Annotated in this window: 18 protein-coding genes and 3 pseudogenes; 19 read left to right on the forward strand and 2 right to left on the reverse strand. The window is 37.2% G+C overall.

Annotated features, from left to right (window positions below; translation table 11 throughout):
• A partial coding sequence (locus tag BM398_RS14155) for a transposase domain-containing protein (protein WP_139233833.1) occupies positions 1-180 on the forward strand: 180 nt, incomplete at its 5' end.
• Positions 181-399: 219 nt separating this feature from the next.
• Positions 400-558, forward strand: a complete 159-nt coding sequence (locus BM398_RS17225; RefSeq protein ID WP_175531963.1) for a hypothetical protein — start codon at positions 400-402, stop codon at positions 556-558.
• 93 nt (positions 559-651) lie between these two features.
• Here BM398_RS17225 and BM398_RS14160 read toward each other — a convergent pair whose 3' ends face one another.
• On the reverse strand, positions 652-936 hold the full coding sequence (locus tag BM398_RS14160; RefSeq protein ID WP_081777849.1) for a hypothetical protein: 285 nt from the start codon (positions 934-936) through the stop codon (positions 652-654).
• A gap of 374 nt (positions 937-1,310) precedes the next feature.
• On the opposite strand from BM398_RS14160, the gene BM398_RS14170 reads away from it, so the two are divergent.
• The 14 genes and pseudogenes from BM398_RS14170 (at position 1,311) to BM398_RS14245 (ending at position 14,110) form a co-directional block, all read left to right on the forward strand.
• Positions 1,311-2,171: a DMT family transporter gene (locus BM398_RS14170; RefSeq protein ID WP_092338493.1), complete on the forward strand. Its 861-nt coding sequence runs from the start codon at positions 1,311-1,313 to the stop codon at positions 2,169-2,171.
• A gap of 150 nt (positions 2,172-2,321) precedes the next feature.
• Complete coding sequence (locus tag BM398_RS14175) at positions 2,322-3,212, forward strand: helix-turn-helix domain-containing protein (protein WP_092338495.1); 891 nt, start codon at positions 2,322-2,324, stop codon at positions 3,210-3,212.
• On the forward strand, positions 3,209-4,075 hold the full coding sequence (locus BM398_RS14180) for a CPBP family intramembrane glutamic endopeptidase (protein ID WP_092338497.1): 867 nt from the start codon (positions 3,209-3,211) through the stop codon (positions 4,073-4,075). Before BM398_RS14175 ends, BM398_RS14180 begins: the two co-directional genes overlap by 4 nt.
• Positions 4,053-4,265, forward strand: a complete 213-nt coding sequence (locus BM398_RS14185; protein WP_092338499.1) for a hypothetical protein — start codon at positions 4,053-4,055, stop codon at positions 4,263-4,265. The genes BM398_RS14180 and BM398_RS14185 overlap by 23 nt, the downstream gene beginning before the upstream one ends.
• A 3-nt stretch (positions 4,266-4,268) precedes the next feature.
• Positions 4,269-4,445: a sigma factor-like helix-turn-helix DNA-binding protein gene (locus tag BM398_RS14190; RefSeq protein WP_092338501.1), complete on the forward strand. Its 177-nt coding sequence runs from the start codon at positions 4,269-4,271 to the stop codon at positions 4,443-4,445.
• Between the two features lie 373 nt (positions 4,446-4,818).
• Positions 4,819-5,058, forward strand: coding sequence for a hypothetical protein (locus BM398_RS14195; protein ID WP_092338503.1), 240 nt, complete (start codon positions 4,819-4,821; stop codon positions 5,056-5,058).
• A 217-nt stretch (positions 5,059-5,275) separates the two neighbouring features.
• Positions 5,276-5,971, forward strand: coding sequence for a hypothetical protein (locus BM398_RS14200; RefSeq protein ID WP_092338505.1), 696 nt, complete (start codon positions 5,276-5,278; stop codon positions 5,969-5,971).
• Between the two features lie 36 nt (positions 5,972-6,007).
• The gene (locus tag BM398_RS14205) at positions 6,008-7,720 is read left to right on the forward strand and encodes a hypothetical protein (protein ID WP_139233834.1); all 1,713 of its coding nucleotides are present in this window, start codon (positions 6,008-6,010) and stop codon (positions 7,718-7,720) included.
• A 56-nt stretch (positions 7,721-7,776) separates the two neighbouring features.
• Positions 7,777-8,571, forward strand: a complete 795-nt coding sequence (locus BM398_RS14210) for a hypothetical protein (RefSeq protein WP_092338509.1) — start codon at positions 7,777-7,779, stop codon at positions 8,569-8,571.
• A gap of 199 nt (positions 8,572-8,770) precedes the next feature.
• Entirely contained in the window at positions 8,771-9,826 is a 1,056-nt protein-coding gene (locus BM398_RS14220) for an SPOR domain-containing protein (protein ID WP_092338511.1), read from the forward strand.
• A 265-nt stretch (positions 9,827-10,091) separates the two neighbouring features.
• Positions 10,092-10,664: pseudogene (locus BM398_RS14225) on the forward strand (Rpn family recombination-promoting nuclease/putative transposase); the annotation flags it as partial.
• A 96-nt stretch (positions 10,665-10,760) separates the two neighbouring features.
• Positions 10,761-11,276 (forward strand): annotated as a pseudogene (locus BM398_RS17625) (site-specific integrase); the annotation flags it as partial.
• A 572-nt stretch (positions 11,277-11,848) separates the two neighbouring features.
• Complete coding sequence (locus BM398_RS14240; protein ID WP_092338516.1) at positions 11,849-12,886, forward strand: PDDEXK nuclease domain-containing protein; 1,038 nt, start codon at positions 11,849-11,851, stop codon at positions 12,884-12,886.
• 444 nt (positions 12,887-13,330) lie between these two features.
• Entirely contained in the window at positions 13,331-14,110 is a 780-nt protein-coding gene (locus tag BM398_RS14245) for a GNAT family N-acetyltransferase (RefSeq protein ID WP_092338518.1), read from the forward strand.
• A 91-nt stretch (positions 14,111-14,201) separates the two neighbouring features.
• On the opposite strand, the gene BM398_RS14250 is transcribed toward BM398_RS14245, so the two are convergent.
• On the reverse strand, positions 14,202-14,651 hold the full coding sequence (locus BM398_RS14250; RefSeq protein WP_092338520.1) for an ion transporter: 450 nt from the start codon (positions 14,649-14,651) through the stop codon (positions 14,202-14,204).
• Positions 14,652-14,835: 184 nt separating this feature from the next.
• Here BM398_RS14250 and BM398_RS14255 point away from each other — a divergent pair, with 184 nt between their 5' ends.
• From BM398_RS14255 to BM398_RS14265, 3 genes and pseudogenes are all read left to right on the forward strand, one after another.
• Complete coding sequence (locus BM398_RS14255) at positions 14,836-15,546, forward strand: hypothetical protein (protein WP_175531964.1); 711 nt, start codon at positions 14,836-14,838, stop codon at positions 15,544-15,546.
• 454 nt (positions 15,547-16,000) lie between these two features.
• Entirely contained in the window at positions 16,001-16,210 is a 210-nt protein-coding gene (locus BM398_RS14260) for an excisionase (protein WP_026654618.1), read from the forward strand.
• Between the two features lie 98 nt (positions 16,211-16,308).
• A pseudogene (locus BM398_RS14265) lies at positions 16,309-17,589 on the forward strand (tyrosine-type recombinase/integrase).
• The last annotated feature ends 198 nt before the right edge of the window (positions 17,590-17,787 follow it).

The raw sequence follows: 17,787 nt of genomic DNA on the forward strand, positions 1-17,787 counted from the left end.
ACTGCCAAGGCTTGCGGAGTAGATGTTTACTACTATCTCAAGTATCTGTTGATCAAATGTCCATCATCTCAGATGAGCGACGAGGAGCTTGAAAAGCTATCTCCATGGAATCCAGAATGCAAAGAAGCTCTTGATGAGCTGTTCAGGAAGCATCAAGATGCCATCTTTGATGCGATGTAATCTTTATCATATGTGAATTGTCAAGGTACTCCGGGTTCATAAGAACTCGGGGTATATTTTATGGGCAAAAGCCCTTGTACCCGATAACAATGGTGGTTATTTTACAACCCACCGGATTATTGCGCGCTTACTATTTTCGAAATTATTGATGAGGTAAAAGCCACTGTTACAGATGGCGTTGCGGAATATCTTGATAGTCTCAAAGAGCAAAACTTTAAGGTGGAAATAGTAAGTACAGATAAGCAATCGCCATATGCCGGATATACAACATATGCGTCTTCGTTTAAGGTCTTTAATAGCGATATAAGCTGGACTATGGATTTATTCATTGAAGATGAGAAGTATGTAGAATATGAGCTGGATATTTACCTTCCATAAAGGTATTTGTGGATGGCTTAGTTTGAATAAGCGAGATTTTGAATAATGGAAGAGAATAGAACACCTGTACAGAATGAATTCTGTGCAGGTGTTTTATATCGCAATCCTCCACTTACTGTTATGTGTCTCAAAATATAATCGTACCTTCCGCTTATAATCCAGCACGACAACAATACATTCAAAAACAAATGTGGAGTAAGAAACATAGAGCCCGTCCGGAGTAGTATAAGGCCCCGGATGGGTAATTGTTCTATAACCTTTTATCGTATAATTTTCATATTGGCCATCTTCGTTCATCAGCCGGAAGCGGAGGGGAATCACTTCGCCGTTCGATTTGTGCTGGCAGATGACGTCTACAGTATCAATCACTCTACTCATAACATATACCTCAATCAAAAAAGAACTAATGTTCGGGCGCATATATAATATACCTTTTGGATTGAAAGTTCAAGTCAGGCAATTATTCTTTGCAGTCGGCGATAAGGCAGATGAGATATGTGTTGGATATTTGATAAAAAAGACAGAGACCTTGGGCAAGGCGTTTGAGCCACAGCAGATGTTTGAAAATCCTGACGAAATGCGTATATCATATGGTGTCAAATTTATTTTTTGACACCCACATCTTGTAACTGAATTATGCTATGATATATAGACCGGTACTTCGGAGTGTCTGAAGTGCCGGTCAGCTGTTTTCAAATGGAAAAAGAGACATAACAGTCTTTTATAATATTAGGACAGAGGTGAAGGATGCGTTGAAAGACCAGATTAAAGGAATAACATGCATAGTTATAGCAGCAATTGGTTTTTCTTTCATGACTTTCTTTGTAAGGTTATCAGGAGAACTTCCGACAATGCAAAAGGCTTTTTTCAGAAATGCTTTTGCACTGTTGATCGCAGTAGTGACATTGTTTGTTAAAAGAGAAAGATTTGAGATAAAAAAGGAATTCGGTACAGACATTTTGTTCAGGTGCCTGTTTGGAACGACAGGATTGATAGCCAATTTTTACGCTATCGACAGGCTTGTTCTTGCGGATTCTAACATGCTTAATAAGTTGTCGCCATTTTTTGCGATACTGATATCGATTCCGTTACTTAAGGAAAAACCGTCAAAGAGCGATATTATTGCTACGGTTATTGCTTTTACGGGAGCTCTTTTTATCATAAGACCGACTCCCGGAAATATGGAACTTGTGCCGGCTTTGGTTGGATTGTATGGAGGGTTTGGTGCAGGAACGGCATATGTATTTGTCAGGAGAGCGACCGGAAAGGGTGCAGCTACGCCGGTTATTGTCATATGCTTCTCACTTTTTTCATGCCTGCTCACGCTTCCTTTCATGATAGTCGGGTATGTACATATGTCACCGGTTCAGCTTGCTATGTTGATCGCTGCGGGATTGTCTGCGGCAGTGGGGCAGTTTGCTATAACTACGGCATATAAATACGCTCCGGCAAAGAAGTTGTCCGTGTTTGACTATCTTCAGGTTATATTTGCCGCACTTTGGGGCATTTTATTCTTGCATGAGGTACCGACAGCATTAAGTATCATTGGCTACGTCATAATTATCGGAGTTGCAGTTGTAAGATGGCGAATGGCTTTACTTAATGAAAAATAAAAATGTGCAGAAAACGTGTGCAGAAAATGCGCGTAAAATATAAATGCTACGATAAGTAGCATTTTTTATGCCATATGACAACTGTAGTTTCTGGTGTTTACGTTACAGCAATATTATAGTTTGGATAATTTCTAAAGGAGGAAAAGTATTATGACATTTGCTGAAAAACTTAGAAAAGCCAGAAAAGAATCCGGAATGTCTCAGGAACTATTGGCTGAAAAACTTGGAGTATCCAGACAGGCTGTAACAAAATGGGAGACGGATAAGGGAATACCTGATATTGAGAACATGATCGTTATCTCTAATCTGTTTGGCATCTCATTGGATGAACTTCTTTCTAATGAGAAACATTCCACAGATCGAAGAAGATTTCTCTATGAAAGTAAGACTGAATATGATATCGACGGACCAAAGATATTTGATATGAAACTGGGAGGTGCCGCCGCACTTACGGTTAAGGGACATTCAGAGGAAAAAGTGATTGTTCTTTTGGCATCAAATGATATCGATTCTGTAGCCGAAGATTTTAAGGTGAAGATCGATGACCTCAAAAGGCGCATAGATATAGATGTTAAGCGAAAGAATAAAATGACTGAGGCAAAGGCAAAAGAGGGGCTGTTTATAGAAGTTCTTTTGCCGGACAAATATCTTGATCATATTGAAATTGAGTGCAATTGTAATGAGATCGGCTTAGATAATCTTGTTTGCGAAAACATCGAGTATAAAGGGAAAACTTCTATATGCCATGTGGCATCTGTTAAAGGTACGTTTGAAGTGGATTCAAACTCAGATCTGTCTGTTGATCTGGATGATTTTGAAGGCTCTTTTGAACTCAACCAAGTGTCCGCTACATCCAGATTAAGTGTTCCGGCAGATTATGATTTTGGCGCAGTAGTAAAGGGAATCAAGAATTCTATAACCTATGAAGTTGGCGGTGTAGAAGCGGAAGATTTTTCTGCCGAGGATAGTAAAAACACAATTGAATTGAACGGTTCGCGCAGTGAATTGGTGATCTGTAAGGAAAGTGCGGTGGAAGTATGAGATACAAATATCGTCCTGTGAGATTTTATGTTACTGCAATTGGCTTGACTTGGGCATGCTGGCTGTTCGCTATTCTTTTTGACAAGGGAATATCATGCGCTATGGGTATGCTTGGAGGTCTACTGGCTCCTTCTGCGGTGGCTGTGTATACTGTTTTTTCTTCTAAAGACACCGATCTGATCAATGATTTTAAAAGAAAGATCTTTGGCTTTTACAAATTGAAACCGCTGAATCTTGCGCTGGCGGTGGCTGCCTTTATGACAATTGTACTTGCATCGATATTACTGTCTACATTCTTTGGGCAATCGCTTGATCAGTTAGCTTTTACTGAAGACTTTTCTTTTAGCGGTGCGGGGATCGGTTCAGCTTTTTTGACCATATTGCTTGCATCTGTCATAGAAGAAATTGGCTGGAGAGGGTACGGCGAAGACTCGATAGCACAGTACTGCAGCTGGTTTAAGGAGTCCATAATCTTTGGCTTTGTGTGGGCGTTATGGCATTTGCCTTTATTCTGGATACCGGGGACCTATCATTATGGGCTTAGGACGATGGGAATCGGATTCATGCTTAATTTCTTTGCATCATGCATGCCTATGGGATTTCTGACTACATGGGTATATGTAAAAAATGGCCGCAGTATGTTGGCAAACATGATATTTCATCTTTTTATAAATTTCATGCAGGAAAGAATCGCGATGACGCCGGAAACAAAATGCGTAGAAACTATCGTGGTCACAGTTGTTGCTATTATTATCGTTGCTACAAACAGAGATATGTTTTTTGAAAAAAGACATGTTGGGAAACTACCGTTGGAAGGGGAAAGTATAGAGGAGTGTAAGCATGAATCTATATCACTATTATGACAAGCGTTCGGGACCATTTAAGAGTTTGACAGCTCTTTCAAATGAAGAGGTGTTTGTATATACTCCCGATTTTGAGGAACTGAATCCCGAACCGTATTATGTTGTGACGGCAGGTCTTTTACAACGGAAGAAGAGGCCAACGAGGCGCTTGATAAGGCTAAGGCAAGTGGATTTACAGATGCGTATGTAAAATATGCCGGATCACACAATAAATCAGCTGCCGGATAAGCTTCAAAGAAGGCTACGAATGTTCTTTTTCCATGGATTTAGCGAGAAGGAGATAGCGGATATTGAGGGCGTGTCTCAGCCGGCGGTGCATTATTCTTTGCAGTCGGCGATAAGACAGATGAGGTATGTGCTGGATATTTGATAAAGGATCCTTATGGCATCGGTTATATCGGTGCCATAAGGGGATATATATTATAACGCTTCTTGACAATGATTGGTAAAAAAACGTTATACTGTGCGTAGTAACGCTTTTTAACTCATAGCGTCAAAAAGCGTTGTGAATGTCCCGACAAGATTGACTCAGATAATAAAAGATGAAAAAATTACAAAGAGGAGTAAATGGCATAAAGGAGCATATTGCCATATTTAAAGAATATGAATGTTTTAATAGAACTCACAAAAAAAGCAATAGGTAAAGCGTTGATAAAGGACGCATTAAATGATGTAGAGTATGATTTTAAATGGAATGATCCGGCAGATCTAAATGAAATAGAAGATTTTGAAAAAGAGACAGGATGCAAGATACAGACGAACTTAATGATGCCGGATATGAGATACCCATCGGATGCTATGTTTTTATGAGATGCTTTTTCAGTGCGGATATTATGCTGTTTGACACCAATAAAGGATCTCGTTGTATTTTGGATGGTGATGTAGGATATCCATCAAATGAATGGAAATTCTTAAACTGTGATTTCAATACCTTCTTTGCCAGACTTGTTACATGTAATGGCGTAATGTTTTGGAGATGGTAAGTTTGGGATTTATGCGCTCAAAAATAGATTGTGGAGGTTAATATGGCAATGCAAAAAATAATTAAAGAAATAATGGCACCGGATGTAAAACAATACAAAAAAATATATTGATATGGAGAACAATATTATAGTGAGAAGACGGCTATTATTTACAACAATTATTGCTGCATTCATGCTATGTGCATGTACTAAAGAAAACAAAACGGTGGCCAATTACATGAATAGTGCGACAATCAAAGATCTGATGAATAATCCGGATTTTGATGTCGAAAGCACAGAAGAGATCAGAAAGGATACAATTGCCGAAATTATGAATAAATCTTATAACGTTACATGTAAGAAATGCGGAAAAGAGGTATGTTCACGTTCTACAGAAATTATTAAGCTACCTGAAAACTATACTGAAGGTGCGCCAAAGATAAACGAATATATGCAGAAAGAATTAGATGGTTTGCAGAGTTACTCTGTAGACTTAGAATGCGTTTTTCATCCTTCTGATTATTCCGGAATGTGCTTTGATAATGATGCTATTGATTCCATTAACGTTATCAACGATAAATTTCTGACCGTAGATATTTCCTCCTGTTGCGCTATCGGAGGTGCAAGCAGATTCTATGCTAATAATCAACTTATATTTGATCTGACTACCGGCGAGAAATTATCTTTTAAGGATTTTTTTAAAGGAAGTGACGATGACTTCAAAAAAATAGTTAAAGAAAAATACGGCGACGAATCTTCCATGGAAATTACGGAATGGGTCGTTAGCGATGGCAATTCACACATTGCTTATAGGGATGATGCAGTTGTTTTATTTGCTACAAAGTTCGACCTGACAGGCGCCTCAGATTCCAATCTCGTAGAATATGAATTCACATATCAGGAAATGTTTGGTACAGATACTTTGACAAGATAACTTTTGAAAAAATATATATAATTTCCAAGGATAAAAATGAGACTAAATATATTATTACCGCTGACTTTACTTATATTGCTTACAGGTTGTGGAGCAGTAAAAACTGATGATAAGGTTGAAACAAAACAGCCTAATGAAAATTCAAAATCTGAGCGCAAATTATATGAGCAGACATTCGAGACTGAACTTGTTAAAGATGATGGCTTGGTACAGATTCGAGTTCATAATGAACTTGGTAAAGATGATGAAAATCATTATACAGGACTTTATACCTACATTGATATCATAAAAGACGATACGGTCATAGATACTTTAGATACAGGCATCTACATGAAGTATGTCACGGATATAAGTTTTTTTGATTTTGATTGTGACGGAAGAAATGACATTGTAATCACTGGTGATGCGTCCAAATTTCTCTTGTGTACTGCTACCGCTGATTATAATTACCATGTATTTGATGATTGGAATACTATGGAAAATATTGAGAAGCAACGAGGCAATGATATTTCCATGGACAAGCTAAAGTCCGTCTTACTGGGAGACAACTTATCATGTGATTATAGCGATTATAAAAAGGCCTATAGCCAGATTGCCAGACTGTTTAAACTTGAAGCTTATGAATCTGATAATGAAGATAATTCATTCTTTGCTCCATCCTATGCCCTTGTTGATATAGACGGCAATAGTCCCATGGAATTAGTGGTTGAATCTGGTTGCACGGTTTGGCTCTACTATTATAAAAATGGATGTGTTAATGAATTACTTGTTGGCGATTATGAACATGAATATTCTCCCGGTAACGGAATTATAAGATGGAATATGTGGAACTGGTATGGCGATAGCTTTGATACCAATTATAAATTATTTCATCATGAACTAAATGAAGGTGACCATATACGTCAGGATAAGTATGGATATGAGTGTGATTATAAGTGTTCTACGATACTCTGGGCCAAAGAAAAAGAGCAAAACTACACATATTACAACCATACCGATCAAAACATGAGCGATGATGAATTAAAAAAATTGGTAGATGGTTACAGCAATCTTGATTATGAAGTTCTTGATGGATCTTTAGGTTATGATGAGTTCATAAAAGTACTTGAAGAAGACACCGCCGTAGAAAATGCAACTGATATAGATTCAGATTTTGGAGTATCAGAAAAAAAGCAGGAAGCATCTGAAGTTGATTATAATTTGTATGATGAGATGATAAATGGCATAAAGGCAAATAAAGAATCGCTATGGTATTTTGCTCCTGGAATGAGTCTTGCAGTAGAAATGAATTATTCAGATTTGGAAAGCTCTGGATATTTACAAGAGGATATTGATGGTGATGGAGTGGATGAGCTTATTTTAGGGGGCGTTAACAGCACTACTTCCGAGCGTAATCAAGATGCTTGGAGTAATTATGGCGATTATATATACGATTTGTTTACTATTCGAAACGGAAAGGTTTTGCATGTTTTGAGTGGAGAATACAGAAATAATTATTATCTTTTTGGGGGTGGAATTATAGTAAAGGAGGGATCCGGCAGCTGTATGGATGGTCATAATATGGTTTACAGATATAGCAAAGGAGAATTAAAACTTATTGAAGGTAGTGAATGGTTCTCTGGAATATGTACTTGCTATAGAAATAAAAAAATATATGAAATAGCTGATCCTGATGCAAATTACGCAGAGGAATACTATAAGAAATATCGGCTAAAACAAATCGATTATATACCATTCGTAGCTGAATAGACTAAATGTATAAAGGTAGTAGGCTAATTTGTAGAAATAGATTGAGAAAAAAGAGTATGAAATTACAAGCATTACTTACAGCTGCATTACTTTTTATTATATTGACAGCGTGTTCGGGTGAAAAGGCAGAATCTATCACGGACGAAGCAGAGAGAAATTTAAACGATGAATATAGAACCGTAATCACTGATGATGCAGCTTCGGAAGAATCATCAGAAACAGCGTACACGTCAGAAGAATGTATAGCAGATTATAATTCATATGATGAACTTATTGAAGATATAAAAAGTTTACTGGATATATATGAAAGCTTTGATTATGACACGTTTTGGGATAAAGCGGATACATTTAAGTGTTTTGACTGGCTTACAACTCCAATATATCAATGTTTTACTCACCCCAACCATTTTGGATATCTGGAAGTGGATATTGATGGAGATGGAGTAGATGAATTGCTTTTGGGAACTAATGGTTCGGAAGAAAATCCAGATGATGTGTATATTGCTGGTGTGTTTACCATTAGAGAGGGCAAGGTTGATGTTGTATTTGAGGATAACCTGAGAGTAGTGTATCAATTATATGAAGATGGCATAATTGAAGAAATTTGCTTTCCTCCAAATGATCTTGCTAGTGTTAAATATTATAAGTACAATGCCGGAAAACTGGAATTTATTGAAGGTATCTATTATGGATTTACTCCTTTTGATGATGAGCATCAACTTAAATACTACTATTCTGATACTGTTTCACAGAAACGCGAACTAACTGAAAAAGAGTATGATGAGTTGAGCGATGTGCTTAAAAATAGATATTGTAAACAAGAAATGCAGCTTCAACTTCATCTTTTTTAGGAGAAACAAGGCTTGCTCTTGAGATTTTGAAGCTTGATAAAGTTCCGTTTTATTGTTCTGCCTGGTCTAATATCAGATCAGTGAGAAATGCCATAAAGAGTGGATTTTTGCCGGCATGGATGGAAATGACAGTGAAGCCGACAGCAAAAGTAGAGGAAATGATCAAATAATAACAGGTTATAGTGGGAAAGAGTAAAAGATGAAGAAAAAAACAATTGTTGCAATTATGATTTGTCTTATGATGTGTGGTATTTTTGCAGGATGCGGGCAGAGCGATGCTGCAGATACTACCGATCAGGCAAAGAAAGAAGAAAAGACAGTAGAGAATGAGCTTGAGAAGACGGCGGAATTCGATACTGTAGCTGCAGAAAAGTCGCTTAAGGAAATGAGTGATGCTCTTAGCAGTTTTCTGTGGGCTTCGATGATGAAAGAGGCTGAATACAGTCCTCAGGAAGCCAGAGAAATTAAGCTGGAACTAACAGGTGAAGAAAAGATAAGAGCCGCTGTACTTGCCTGTGAGCCGGATGGCATAATCGACAGTACTTTCGTTATTGGCACCGGAGGCGTTTCCGAGGATAAAAGTGCCGAGACAGGACCTAACGGCGATGGATTCCATGGTGCATCGGTGTCTAAAAAAGATGTTGATAAAAACTGTCTTGATCTTTTCGGAACCAAGGCCGACTTGGGAGAGCTTCCGTCAGGACCTATGTGCGATCTTCATGATGCAGTATTGTACAAAACGGGAAACGAGTCATGTGCGCTGATCATCGATAAGGAGGTAGAAACAGAGACAGATTTTAAGAACCAGGAATGCACGGTCACTGAAGAGAATGGCAAGTATATCGGAAAGGTCAATGTGTTCTGGGGATACTGGGGAGAACTGGAGCAAAAGCCCGATTATTCAAACTATGTGGCAACATATGAACTTGAGCCGAATAGTGAATCAAAGTATGGAATGGTCATAATATCTATAAGTATTAACAAAGTTACAGGTGATAAGTACTATGGTGTGTTCATTAAAGCTTTCAAGGACGAAAAAGACTGTGATGAAACGTTAAGTGCGCTCAAGGAAGCAGGCTTCAATAATTGTTCGGTAGTATATACTCCCGATTTTGAGGAACTGAATCCCGAACCGTATTATGTTGTGACGGCAGGTCTTTTTACAACGGAAGAAGAGGCCAACGAGGCGCTTGATAAGGCTAAGGCAAGTGGATTTACAGATGCGTATGTAAAATATGCCGGATCACACAAATGAGATATGTGATAGGAGAGGACATACCGGAAATTTCCGCAGATTGTGTACTCAGGAGGTACACTTTTACTAGTATAAATTGATTTAGATTAAAGGGGATTTGAGTGGGAAAACGCTGTGAACAAATGGGGATTTGCGCTATACTCAAATATGTTGTTCATACGAAGGATTATAAATGGGAGAATGGTATAAATTATATTCCTGTGTATATGGTGCCTTTTTTATAAATGATTATGTGAATTGTCGTGGATGATGAAAAGGCACAGTTTATAACATTGAGATGCAGACAACAAATCTGGGTAATATTCCGAGGCGTGCGCGTTACTACCAGGGGATGATAGATCTTAATTTGATAGAAAAAGGCGAAGATTATCATAAACTGGCAAAGAGTTACGTCATTTTTATCTGTACTGAGGATATTTACGAATTAGATAAACCGGCTTACAGATTTGAGAATTACTGCAGAGAGTATGAGCTTCCGTTTGGAGATGATTCATACAAGGTTATTCTTAACGCGGCTTGTACTGAACTCCAGGACACAGAGCTTGGAAATTTCCTGAGGTTTGTTCGTACCGGTGAGCCGATGGATGAATTTACAGATAATCTACAAAACGAAGTTAATGTTGTTAAACGCAATGAGAAATGGGAGGTGGAGTACATGACACTTCTGATGAGAGATAGAGAGAAAATTGAAGAAGGAAAAAAAGAAGGACGAAAAGAATATCAGCTACTTCTTAGGGCTATTCCAAGAGATTCTGATGATTTTACACTTGCCTTGACTGCTGAAGACGCTGTTATTGAAGCTCTTATGGAAAAATATAATATCTTTTCTGAAGAATAATATATGACACAGCTGAATTAGCGGTGTTTAAAATGATTTTTGATGATTAAGTTTTTGCGGCTTTCACTTATAGTATAGGTGAAAGCTGTTTTTATTTTTCTAGAAGAGACTTATTATTCACCTTATTTCTGTAGTTATTAGTGAAGGTATTTATATCTTGTTCAATACAGGAATGAGAATTTCGGAATTCTGTGGCCTTACATTATCAGATATAGATTTCAAGAACCATTGCATTAATGTCGACCATCAACTTCAAAAAGGCGCCCATGTAGGGTATTATATTGAGGAGACCAAGACGGAGATCGGTCGAAGGAAGATTCCTATGACTCTTGAGGTGGAAGCGTTGTATATTCGCTTCATTGGGATCATTACTTCAAACACATTCGTGATAAATACAACCGCATCTACAAAATTCAAATTCCGTTTGTGTCTCCGCATATATGCAGGCATACGTTTTGCAGTAAGATGGCAAAGTCCGGAATGAATCCCAAAACTCTTCAATATTTGATGGGGCATTCAGATATAAGTGTTACATTAAATACGTATACTCATGTCGGATTTGAAGATGCCCAAAGGGAGCTAAAGTCGCTTAGAAGCTTAAAGGCGATATAACTTAGGTATAAATTCTGCCATCTGTAATCGGCAAATGCCGCTGACAGAAATGCAGGTATAAAACGAATATTTTTATACCGAAATTTATACCTGAGGCTTGAAAAAATAGACGAAAATATGCCGATATATGCCAAGTTACAGAGAAACAGAAATGGCTTAAAAGCTGGAAAATACGAGGTTTTTGAATATGATCAGGGTGCTATTCGTTTGCCCCAGCATACCCCTCTAAAAACTCTTGAAACCCGCCTAAATACTGGAGTTCCACTCATGTATGATATGGATTTACCCCCCCGTTTAACCCCTGTTTTTTATGGTAAAATAATCTCATTTTATAATTAAGAAAAAACGAAGAAACACATGATTTTTGCGCTACATAGAGCAGTTATTCGAAAGGATAGCTGTTCATTTTTTTTTAAACGGCATATGTTATGAGAAGATGTGACGCTATGAAAAGTGATTTTACATAGAGCAGTTATTTCGAAAGAGGTAGCTGTTCTTTTATTCAATGACATTAAAGGATATGATAAAATCTGTTATTAGATAGTAGTGAAAAAAAGAGGGTGTTAATACTTATGAAAAAGAACGATATAATTTTGAACACAAATGGCGATATAACTAGCGAGGATACATATAAAGCAGTTCGCGGATATGTTGTTGACGCACAGAAGCAGGTTACTGTAGCTGTAAACTCTGCGATGGTTATTGCATATTGGAATATTGGTAAGCAAATTTATGAGGTTTGTGGAGAAAACGAACGCGCTGAGTATGGAAAACAGCTTCTCAAATACTTGTCGGATAAGTTGACGCGGGAATTTGGCAAGGGATTTGATGAAAGCAATTTACGTAATATGCGTCGATTTTATAATACATTTCCAATTCGTGACGCAGTGCGTCCTGAATTGAGTTGGACTCATTATCGAAGCCTTATGCGTGTAGAAGATGAAGAAGCGCGTGCTTTTTACCTTGATGAGGCTGTAAAGTGTGGTTGGAGTTCCAGACAGTTAGATAGACAGATTAATTCTTTTTATTATCAAAGAATTTTGGCAAGTAAAGATAAGAAGAGCGTTTCAGAAGAGATTAATGAATTAGAGCCAAAACCAGAATATGAAAGAATCATAAAAGACCCATATGTTCTAGAATTTTTAGATTTACCGGCAAATGAACATTTTTATGAATCTGAACTAGAACAGGCGCTTATTGATCATTTGCAAAAGTTTTTGTTGGAATTAGGCAGAGGATATTCTTTTGTCGCAAGGCAAAAACATTTTAATGTTGAAGGCCGCCATTTTTATATTGATTTGGTTTTCTACAATTATATTCTAAAGTGCTTTGTGCTCATCGATTTAAAGATTGGGGACTTGACTCATCAAGATTTAGGGCAAATGCAGATGTATGTAAATTATTACACTCGTAATATGATGAATGAAGGGGATAATCCTCCAATTGGAATTGTATTATGTGCAGATAAGAGCGATACACTTGTAGAATATACTTTACCTGAAGACAATAAGCAGATTTTTGCTGCAAAATATTTGCCATACATGCCAACAAAAGATGAACTTAGACGCGAATTGAATATTGAGGATTTTGAGAAGAAAGACTTAGATTAACAAATCCAAAGGGAGCTAAAGTCGCTTAGAAGCTTAAGTGCGATATAACTTAGGTATAAATTCTGCCATCTGTAATCGGCAAATGCCGCTGGCAGAACTGCAGGTATAAAACGAATATTTTTATACCGAAATTTATACCTGATGCTTGAAAAAATAGACGAAAATATGCCGATATATGCCAAGTTACAGAGAAACAGAAATGGCTTAAAAGCTGGAAAATACGAGGTTTTTGAATATGATCAGGGTGCTATTCGTTTGCCACGGCATCCACTTTTAAGCGTACCGGAGTATATGAAGGAAACGATGAATACTTTCTAAGATTAATCTGAGATCATATTTTTCTTTGGTATTATCCGGATCAAATACAATTATGGGGCAAACGTTGGTGCGTACAAACCGCGCAAATCGACGCAAAATCCGGTATATTGAGAGGAGATATTTAAGATGAATTTGAAAAATGAACCACTAACCCCGTCCCCCAGGCTCATATGTTTTTTTGAAAAAGCATCGAATGAAGGATTTAAAGCGCTGGAAATCAAGCAGTATGACGGATGGGAGCTCAGGTTTTCCGAAGGATATACAAGACGCGTTAACTCGGTAAGTGTATATGAAGACGGAAAACTCGATGTAGATGAAAAGATTGCATATTGTGAGAATGAGTACAGATCCCGTGGAGTTCCGTGTATTTTCAAGATCACTGATGCGGACAGAGAGCTTGCGGATAAACTTCTTAAACGCGGTTATATCATTACGGCTCCCACGGATCTGATGATACTGAAATTGGATGAATATCAGTCGGATGATCCGGAAGAAGTTTTGAAAAATGTAGTATTCAGTGCAGAACCCGATGACTGGTATGAACCGTATTTTGAATTCGAAGGTCCGAAGGATGCAAAGAATCAGGAGTTATGCAAAAGAATAAATAACAGCGTTACTCTTGATAAACTGTTTGTTAAGGTTATGCATGACGGCAGTACTGCAGCGGTTGCATCCACTGCTACATATGAGGGACACAGCCTTCTGCATAATGTTGTCGTTAACAGATCGCTTCGAGGGATCGGACTGGGCGAGAAATTGTGCAGAGCAACAATAGAGAAGTCAAAAGAGCTCGGTGCGAAGTGTTTATATCTTCAGGTTTTGCAGGAAAATCAAATTGCAAAAAAACTTTATAAGAAGATAGGATTTGTGAAGCTTTATGAATATTGCTATTTGAAAAAAATGTGAATAAGGAGATGTAGGAGATTATGAAAAATATCAGATTTTATGATGCAGAGAAGTACAAAACCGCAGAATATGATAAAGTTGAGAAATACATTTATAAAATCCTTAAGATCCAATCTGACGATGAAGATTCCTTAATCTTTATGCTTTTTGAATATCTAAAAGCTTTGAAAATTCTTAGAACGCGTAATGTTCTGACTATACGGAATAAACGGAAGAGTTTGAATCCTGAATTAAGGACAGTTATTGTTGGTAGAATTGAAACAAGATCTACAATAGCCCATGGGGTAAAAGGATATTTTACAAAAGCGATTGCAGAATGATCTTGTAATTTAAAGTCTGCGGTTATTAGTCTTAGAAAATAATCGAATATGAAAAGAGTTGTTATGATAAGGTCACTATAATAAAAGAAGGGCAAAGAGTTTTTAAATCCAAGAGGGATTATGCTTACTATGATTGCTAAAAGCATTATTGCATCATAAGTAGAACTTGCTTTGTCATTATTTTCTGCAGCTTCAATAATTTCATATATTCTTTTTCTCATAAAAGTCTCCAATACGATATTCTTGCTAGTTATCATAATCACGCCCATAAATATATGATACTATATTATTGTGGGAATTTGGACAGGATAACTGAAGCGGATTCGTTATGACTAAGAATCGGTTGTGTTTTTATGAGAGTATAGGTGTTTTGTTATGTATCGCAAAGAGATGATCAATGAATTTTTGGCAAACGAAAAAGAAGAGTGTGACTTTTTGAAGCGGGCTGCAAAGAAATATAACTTAAACGAATTTGTTATGGTTGATAAAAATATCAAGTCTATATTAAGCGGAAAAATGATAGATGGTTGTGAAGATATAAACGGATGTATGTTCGATTATCGTGAGAAAGATTTGCGATTGAATGTAGATAGTGTGGAATTGAGATTGGCAAATCAATATTTGGGGTTTATAAAGCAGCTTTTGGAGGAAAAGGAAAAAGACATAGTTCTTTATATTCTTGCATTTCATTACTTGGCAATGATCAAACAATTTGCTTATCAACTTGTTGTTTCAAATAAAGCACCATTTTGGGGATGTGATTCGGATTTTAATACATCTGGAAAAAGCAATTATAAATTATATCAAGAACTTTGCATTGGAAAGTTTGGAGGTATGATTCCTTTTTTGTCTGAAGCATGTATAGCAAAATATAATAATATATTCTATAAATATGGCTTTGATAGTCATTCAACAAAACATTTTTCTTTAATAGAATACATGCTAAAGCATGAAAATATGTATGGAGATGGATTTAGTTTGTGTAATGAATTTGTGTACATGCTAAATTCCTTTTGCTTTCAGTTTAAAGCAATATATACAACAGAAAAGATGTGGCCTTATATGTTTAAGGCGAATAAGGATTATATAATAAATTCATTAATTTTTCTATATTAAATTCTTCCGGTAAGTTTCCTCGCACCGCCGCTTCTGAAGAATCCCTACGAGGGCTATAAAAGAAGTGGCAAGCAGTGCATTTGACAGACAAATGCTCTTGACGCTTGTTGGAGGTGTAACACCCCAAACCCCTTTTTCCGAAAAATTCGGAACGGCGCTAACGCTTAATAAGTGTATTTTTGATCTGACTTGATGGTAGTTATTTTTCAAAAAACATATAGAATACTTTTTCAAAAAATCTGAATCTGATGAAAATGAGAGATTCAGATTTTTTTATTTTTGTATTGTCTTGAAAATCGTCTTTCTTAAATATCGAACGGATGTCGCAAATGTCGACGTTTTAGAAAAGCTGCAAGAGATATCATAAATGTATCTAAGACATACGTTTATGAAAGGAGGAGCAAAATGACGGACACAATAATTTTTGTAATGAGAGTGCAGGGAGGATTTGAATATGGATGAGCTAATAAGAGAAGTGCCTCTTTGCGAAAAATATACTCTTTCAATCAGAGAGGCAGCAGAATATTTTGGAATCGGGCAGAAGCGGATAAGGCGAATAATCTCATTTGACCCGACTGCCGATTTTATTATCACGGTTGGAAATCGGAGACAGATAAAAAGGAAAAAATTTGAGGAATATATAGATGTTGCTACTTGCATATGAATGACATAATTACCTGTCCTCAATGGCACAAAGGATCTGATTATGGTATCATGGTGATGCCATATTGGAGCCTTTCTAAGTAGGAAGGAGACCAATATATGAGTAAAAAGAGACGAGATAATCGCGGTCGAATCTTAAGATACGGCGAGACACAGGAAAATACCGGTCGCTATAGATATAAATATTTAGATGCTTTTGGTGAGGCAAAATATGTTAGATCATGGAGACTTGATGTTAATGATCCGGTGCCTTAAGGAAGAAAGCCTGAGCCGGCTCTTAGAGAGCTTGAGAAGAAAATATCAGCGGATTTGATCAGCCAGATTATTCCGGAAGGAGGAAAACTTACAGTATCAGATTTAGTGGAGAAGTATGTCACATTGAAAAATGGTGTACGTCCAAGTACAAAAACCGGATATAAGACTGTGATGAATCTTTTGAAAAAGGATGTTTTCGGAACTCAGAGAATCGACAAGGTCAAGACTTTGCATGCGCAGACTTGGCTTGTGCAGCTTCAGAAAAATGGAAGAGGATACAGTTCGATTCATAGTATCAGAGGTGTTCTTCGTCCTGCATTTCAGTTGGCGGTGGATAATGATTTTGTCAAAAAGAATCCGTTTGATTTTAATCTTGGTACGGTAATCTACAATGACAGTGTTACCCGTGAAGCGATATCGCGCGATGACGAAAGAAAGTTCCTTAAGTTTATAAAGGAAGATTCTCATTATCGCAGATATTATGATGGAATCTATATTCTGTTCAATACAGGGCTTCGCATATCGGAATTTGTAGGACTGACATTTGATGATATTGATTTTGACAATATGAGGATCAATGTAGACCATCAGCTCCAGAGAAATAATGGTATAGGTTTAAACATCGGAGATACGAAGACTAAATCCGGAGGACGATTGATCCCGATGACGGAAGAAGTTGCGGAGTGTTTCAGGCGCATCATAGCAAAACGCAAGGTTCCTAAAATCGAGCCTATGGTAGATGGATATGTGGGATTTCTTTTTCTTGATAAGGATGAGCATCCTATGGTAGCAATGCACTGGGAGAAGTACTTTAAACATATAGTTGATAAGTACAACAGAATTTATAAGGTGCAGATGCCTAAGGTGACACCTCATGTGTGTAGACATACTTTTTGTAGTCGTATGGCTTCGGCAAGAATGAATCCAAAGACACTCCAATACATAATGGGACATTCTGATATAGGCGTTACGCTTAATACTTATACGCATCTTGGATATGAAGATGCTATTGAGGAGTTCGAGCGTATCTCTGAGGAAAGCAGAAGAGCCATTGGTTCAAAGAAAGATACTGCTAAAGTTAAAACCTTTAAAGGGTATAGAAAAAAGAAGGTGTCAAATGAATGATGCCGCAAATTCTTATAATTTTTGCACCTTTTTGCAGGGGAAAATATGTTTGTTTTTGGTAAAAACATGCCCCGCAAGCCGCATGAATACTGAAGGTGCAAATTTTTTGATTTTGCACCTAATTTGCACCTTTTGCAGGCAAAAATATGCCCCAATTTGCCTTTTTTTGCCACAAAAAAATTTTTAGAAAAACGCGGG

The sequence above is a fragment of the Butyrivibrio sp. M55 genome, from assembly GCF_900116865.1.
In the GTDB taxonomy this organism is placed as follows: domain Bacteria; phylum Bacillota; class Clostridia; order Lachnospirales; family Lachnospiraceae; genus Butyrivibrio.